Annotated in this window: 6 protein-coding genes; 2 read left to right on the forward strand and 4 right to left on the reverse strand. The window is 47.6% G+C overall.

All coding sequences use genetic code 11. From position 1 onward, the window contains the following. The coding region (locus RID53_RS07820; protein WP_446387574.1) for a hypothetical protein at positions 1–337 on the forward strand (337 nt) is incomplete at its 5' end. Between the two features lie 114 nt (positions 338–451). Here RID53_RS07820 and RID53_RS07825 read toward each other — a convergent pair. Then, positions 452–640: a hypothetical protein gene (locus tag RID53_RS07825; RefSeq protein WP_446387575.1), complete on the reverse strand. Its 189-nt coding sequence runs from the start codon at positions 638–640 to the stop codon at positions 452–454. 706 nt (positions 641–1346) lie between these two features. Here RID53_RS07825 and RID53_RS07830 point away from each other — a divergent pair. Next, positions 1347–2936 (forward strand): SH3 domain-containing protein, encoded by a 1590-nt coding sequence (locus RID53_RS07830; protein ID WP_446387576.1) that lies wholly within the window; start codon positions 1347–1349, stop codon positions 2934–2936. 121 nt (positions 2937–3057) lie between these two features. Here the strand turns inward: RID53_RS07830 and RID53_RS07835 are convergent, their stop codons facing one another. The 3 genes from RID53_RS07835 to RID53_RS07845 all read right to left on the reverse strand — a co-directional run. Next, on the reverse strand, positions 3058–3600 hold the full coding sequence (locus tag RID53_RS07835) for a thermonuclease family protein (protein WP_446387577.1): 543 nt from the start codon (positions 3598–3600) through the stop codon (positions 3058–3060). Positions 3601–3709: 109 nt separating this feature from the next. Then, positions 3710–4555: a hypothetical protein gene (locus RID53_RS07840; protein ID WP_446387578.1), complete on the reverse strand. Its 846-nt coding sequence runs from the start codon at positions 4553–4555 to the stop codon at positions 3710–3712. Then, on the reverse strand, positions 4548–5535 hold a 988-nt coding region (locus tag RID53_RS07845; protein WP_446387579.1), incomplete at its 5' end, for a metal-dependent hydrolase. The genes RID53_RS07845 and RID53_RS07840, both read right to left, overlap by 8 nt.

Here is a 5535-nt window from a genome sequence, read left to right on the forward strand (position 1 = left end):
CCTAATCCGCTCCTTCACGAAACCCAACAAGCCAACCATTCAAACCTATGGGCAGAGTAGCTGCGGTTTATCCCCAGAACAGATTCAGTCGGTGATGGAATGGTTATTTGCCAGCCTGTTACACGCGGGATACTTTGGAGAGTCTTATCTCTTCTGGGATTGGGGCGATCAAGATTGGAGTAAAATTATCCTCATCGCTCTATTGAAGAAAGAGCCAATCTTTCTCTACAGATGCGGCTCACGACCCTCGCCCCCTCCGGAGCATTCGTACTGGCGGCTGATAGGGGAACATCCCAGTTTGAGGATTTATCAGCTTGAGTTTAAGGAGGATGAATGAGCTTTGGGGGATGGGAGCTTATTAGGATTTGGGCTAAGAGTCCCCAGATTGCTGACAACCTGGGGACGTTTTGTTGATGAATCGTGAACCAAACAGGTCTTGAGCTAACAACTATTATTCGCGTTCAATGCCCATTTTTAACTGGGATTCTTTGTGTTTAAACTCAAAATCAACGCGACCTTTGAATTCAGGCTGGGTTATCGCTTTATAGCCGAGAACCAACGTTGTAACACAAACGGCGACAATTACAGTAACTCGGAAACTGATAAAACAGTTTGTTTGGCTTTTGGAATTTTTGATCATGATAATTTATGAATTAACTATGCTGTATAGGCAAGTGTCCAATTAGCTATTCCCGGTTGGGGACATAGTTGACGAATTAACCCTGCTAAAACATTTGGGCGGATTGACTGATTTGGCTGAAAAGCATCTGGGGTATGGATTTGGGCGATAATTTATGAATAGCGACTCATCTGTTCTCAAATACTGAAAGCTGCAATATCATCTAGATTGCCCCTCGTGGGACGTTGGCTAGTTTTACCCTGGGCAGAGTAGCTGCGGTTTACCCCCAGAGCAGATTCAATCAGTGATGGAGTGGCTGTGTGTCAGCCTCCTCAACGCGGGATACTGGGGAAGATCTCATGTAATTTGGGACTGTGGCGACCAAAACTTATTGAAGATCACTCTTACAGAGCTACTTAAAGATGAGCTAGTATTTCTGTATCGATGTGGCGACAGACCCTCTCCACCGCCTAGGGGTTGTTACTGGCGCTTGATGGGGGAGCATCCGAGTTTGAGAATTTACCAACTTGAGGTTAAAGAGGATGACTAGCCATGCGGAAAATTACTGACAAAATCTGTAAATTTACGGAGGTCAACGTAGCAGTTTTTTGCCTAGGCTTAATAAGAAGTAGCTTGGATAAGGCTTAGAGTCTAGTACCTAATTCTCTAGTAAGCATACTACTTCCTCTTGGGTCGCTTGGTTTGCACTAATCATTAAACAAACGGTATGGATATCAATGAAGAGATTCGGCAGTCCGCCGAAAAACTTTCTTTAACGCTAGATACCCCGGAATCAGTAAAGCAACAGATTAAGCAAATTACGCTAGCCCAAAAACAACTTCGAGCTGTTAAGAAAAAGTTGTCGGCAACTATACGGAGTATCAATCAGCAAGCCGCACAATCAAGCGCCGATAGCCTTGGCTCTATCGTTTTTGACATTGTGGGCAAGCGTAAAGTAGCTGGAAGCCTAAGAGCTGACAAACGACGCGCCGTTCAACGTTCTAAACAAAAGGCTCGAGAGCCTTACTTGGACTTAAAAGCCGTCATTGACGAGTTAATTCTAGAAGGCGATCGACTGAAAATTTTAGCTGACGAATACTTACTCGATCCAGAGGGAGTTAAGGCTCGAATCCAAGCCGAAGAAGAACGGAAACGCCAAGAGGAAGAGGAACGTAGGCGGGAGGAAGAAAAACGTAAAAGACAGCAAGAAGAAGCGGTTAAAACATTACTTCAAATCCCCAAAAAAATTTTTCTCCAGCTTTCGCAGCTTCTCGACGCTCCACTCAATAATAACCAGTGGCTTAAGAAACAAGCTGCTAACCTTGTGGAACAGGGGCGTATGACAAGCCAATATAATGCGCTGCGTTTTCTTAAATCTTGGGCTAAATCTCTGTTTTTTGTGACAGCAATTTTGTTAGGATTATTACTCCTTTCATCCGTTAATGTGTTTTTCTACTATCTCTTGTTTCTGGCTCTCCTCCTCTTATTTTTACTGTCGCCAATAGCGCTCATAGTTGGGTTAATTCGTCCAAGTCTAGTAATCCCCACTACCTCTCCAACTCGCATAAAAGCTCTAATAACGTATGGATTGGCAACGGTTTTGTTTTTTGTATTACTAGGCTTTAGCTCTCTGTTGGTTCCACAGCAAACAGCTAACCAAGCTACCAATCCGTCAACTAGCTCACCAAACTTAGAGTCGCCAACTCCACCACCTTCTCCGTCGCCTAGCCCTTCCCTCACACCGCAGCAAAGGGCGGCTGAAAAGCCTGAAGTGGAACAACCTTCTCAACCTGGAGCTAACTCAACTTTAGATCGCAATACTTTGCCATCGGGTAATCAACAGTCTTCCAGAGCTAGTTCCGCAACAGAAACCGCAACAGTCACATCGGAAGCAGTTCTAACGGCTACTGACCCCAATTCCCAAATCAACCTTAGAGAGACTCCTTCTCTAAGTGGCAAGCGTTTGGGGTATGGGCTGGTAGGCGATCGTGTAGGAATCATCGAAAAGAAAACAGGTGACGATGGCTCAACTTGGTATTTGGTGAAGTTCCCTCGTTCAGGCGCTCAGGGGTGGATTCGTGAAGATTTTGTGACGCTGAACGGAACAAGTCAACCTCCTGAAGTGTCGCCAAATCCAGTCGAACTTTCAACTCCAAGTGAATCGCCTACTCCAGAAATAGGAAGCCCAATTCGCAGTTCAATATCAGGAGACTGTCAATGTCCATACGATACGGACAGCCGAGGCAGACGGTGTGGAGAAAGATCGGCGTATTCTCGCCCTGATGGTGGAAACCCCCAATGCTATGTAGGGGAGTAACTGCTTTAACTCGTTGGGCAATGTCTGACCAATTCGTAGGATAACGCTGACGGTGGATGGGCATTGTTCCAGGGTGGCGATCGCTACTGATATTTTATAGGGATGGGGAGGAGTGCGATCGCTACCGCTTCCTCCATTCCCAAGGCGGTACCGAATCAGACTTGGCATGAATCCCCAACCGTTTCTCCTTCGCTTCAGTGACCATCTGATCAAAAACATCCCAGTTCGGACAGTTCTGGGAATAGCGCTCATAGTGCCAAGCCATGCCGCGTCGGATCATCTCTGCGTTGATAAAAATCTCCTCTTCCCCTCGACCTGTGGGAACAAAGGCTTCTGCCACTTTGCGCCCGTATCTGTCGCGATCCACTACCACCAGGAAAAGGTCAGAATGAATCCCCATTAATTCTCTTAGGGTATCGCGGGATTCGATTCCCAGCGCCTGGTCTTTCTCTGGTGCGTCAATCCCACATAGCCTAACTTTGAGTTCCTCTGTTTCTCCTTCGCAGGTGGCTCGGAATGTGTCGCCGTCGTACACGCTGCCGGGAGTTAAACGACAGTAAAGGGAGTTTGGGGGAGTTTTTCTAGGGAGTTTTTGGGAGTTAACACCGATCGCGATCGCTCCTACTCCAATTATTAAGGTAATCGCTCCGATAATTCGTTTCATTGTCAGCACCTCTTCTAAAATAGGGCTTGTTTAGGGCTTGTTTAGGGCTTATGCAGTGCTTGTGCAGTGCTTACTCAGGACTTGTGCAGTGCTTGGGGCGTGGGTTTCATCATTCACTCACCAGTAAGGTAATCTCGACTTTTAACCCAGATTCTGATTGCCCCAGGACTTTCACTTGTCGTACTCTGCCCGTGTACGGACTTCGCGTAGTGCTTGCGTAGTCCTTGCGTAGGTCTAGTTCAGCTAAATCGCGTCTGAATTTAGCTTGCTTTAACTGTCGTTCTTGGTTCTCTCGCTCAACTTCCATCACTTTGGACTGGTAATCGTTCAGTCGCTGCTGGTAATCTGATTTGGCGGTTTGTAGGTTGGCGATCGCTTGATTTAAGGTTTGTTCAGACCTTACGCGCTCCAACGCAAGCTCTTGACGTTCCCGAATAATGTCTCTGTCCATCACTTGGATCAGTTCAGTAGTGGTAAACCGATATTCGGGTAATGGGGTTTGATTTAAACTGGCTAACATCGCCCTCGCTGATTCAACCGCCGCGACTTCTGCTGAGTAATCGGCTATGGGGGGTGAGGGTGGAATCGGGACAGGTTGATTGGTTGCGATCGCGAGTTCTAATTCCCTACGTTTAGTCTCTAGAAATTTCCTCTCATCCGGGTTATCCACCAGGACTTGACCGATTTTGACTCTATCGCCTTCTTTGACTTGGATGTTCTCCAGCTTGGCGACGGTGGCGGATACGGTGTGACGGGTTCGAGTTCGCGCCGGGGCAGATTTTTCTAGAGATTTAGTATCGTCCCCGGTGATCTGGTCATTTTTTTCTAGTACAGACGCGCCATGGCGCGTCTCTACATCATTACCCGCGATCGCGGGTTCTATTTTTCTAGAGACTTTGTTCCCATTGGTGAACAGTAACAGCCCGACGAGGGCAATGATTAGCCACTTATTCATAGGTCTTCACCTCCAGCGCTCCAATCGCCCATTGGTTCTCCAAGGCTTGCATAGCAAGGGATACAGGGCAATAGTTCAAGGTGACTTTAGAACCGTTTAGGGTGAGCATTTCCCCGGCTGCTGTGACGGTTTCGGGCATATCGATATCGACAGAACCATTTAAATAAGCTTCGCCCGTGACTGTTTTTAACTTGGGATTGACTTCCTCATCGTCAAAGGTGAGTTGTTGAGTGGTAACTGTGACAGGTTTGCCTACCTCCAGCTTGAGCGATGAGGTAATCAGGGATTTTCCGACATGATGGACTTTTGTTCCATCAGTTAAGATAAACCCGGAGTCTTCGCCAACGACCAGAAATCGACCAGAAACGGGGGAGCGATCGCTGGCTCGATATCCCTCAACTTCTGCCCATATCCTATGATTGGCGGCGTTTTGGTTATAAGTTTGCATGATGCTAGGATCTTTCAATCCTAGTGAGGTTGTAGCCTTCTGCACGATTCCACCGGTGCCGGAAATGTGCAGACTCACCACCAGGCATAGAACCGAGAAAGCCATTACCCAGTATTCCCCATGCCCTCCGGTTCTCAATCGCCGTCGTGGGTTACTTCCACACACACACCAGGCTGGTTCTGGGAAGAATAATTGCACCCCTTGTTTGGTGAATGTGTCGGAAAAGCAGGCGATTAAGTGACCTAGAGGAATAGCGATCGCAACCTTCCAGGAGAAGCCGCCAAACACTAGCCAGGACAGGTAACTCAGTAGGGCGATGCCCCCGGTGGCGAGTAGGCTATGAGTAATGCTGCGATGCGGAAATCGTCGCTCTATCCATTGAGCCAGAGGAAAGAACATGGAACCGATGGCGCTGTCTGTGGTGTCGATGTCGGGGAGTTGACTGGTTAACACCGCTGTCCCCAGGACAACTGGATCGGCTGATTGTAGTATTAAACTGGTTGCCGCTGCTGAGATAACGGCGTGAGTTACA

The organism is Coleofasciculus sp. B1-GNL1-01, from assembly GCF_040220235.1.
Taxonomy (GTDB): Bacteria; Cyanobacteriota; Cyanobacteriia; order Cyanobacteriales; family Coleofasciculaceae; genus Coleofasciculus.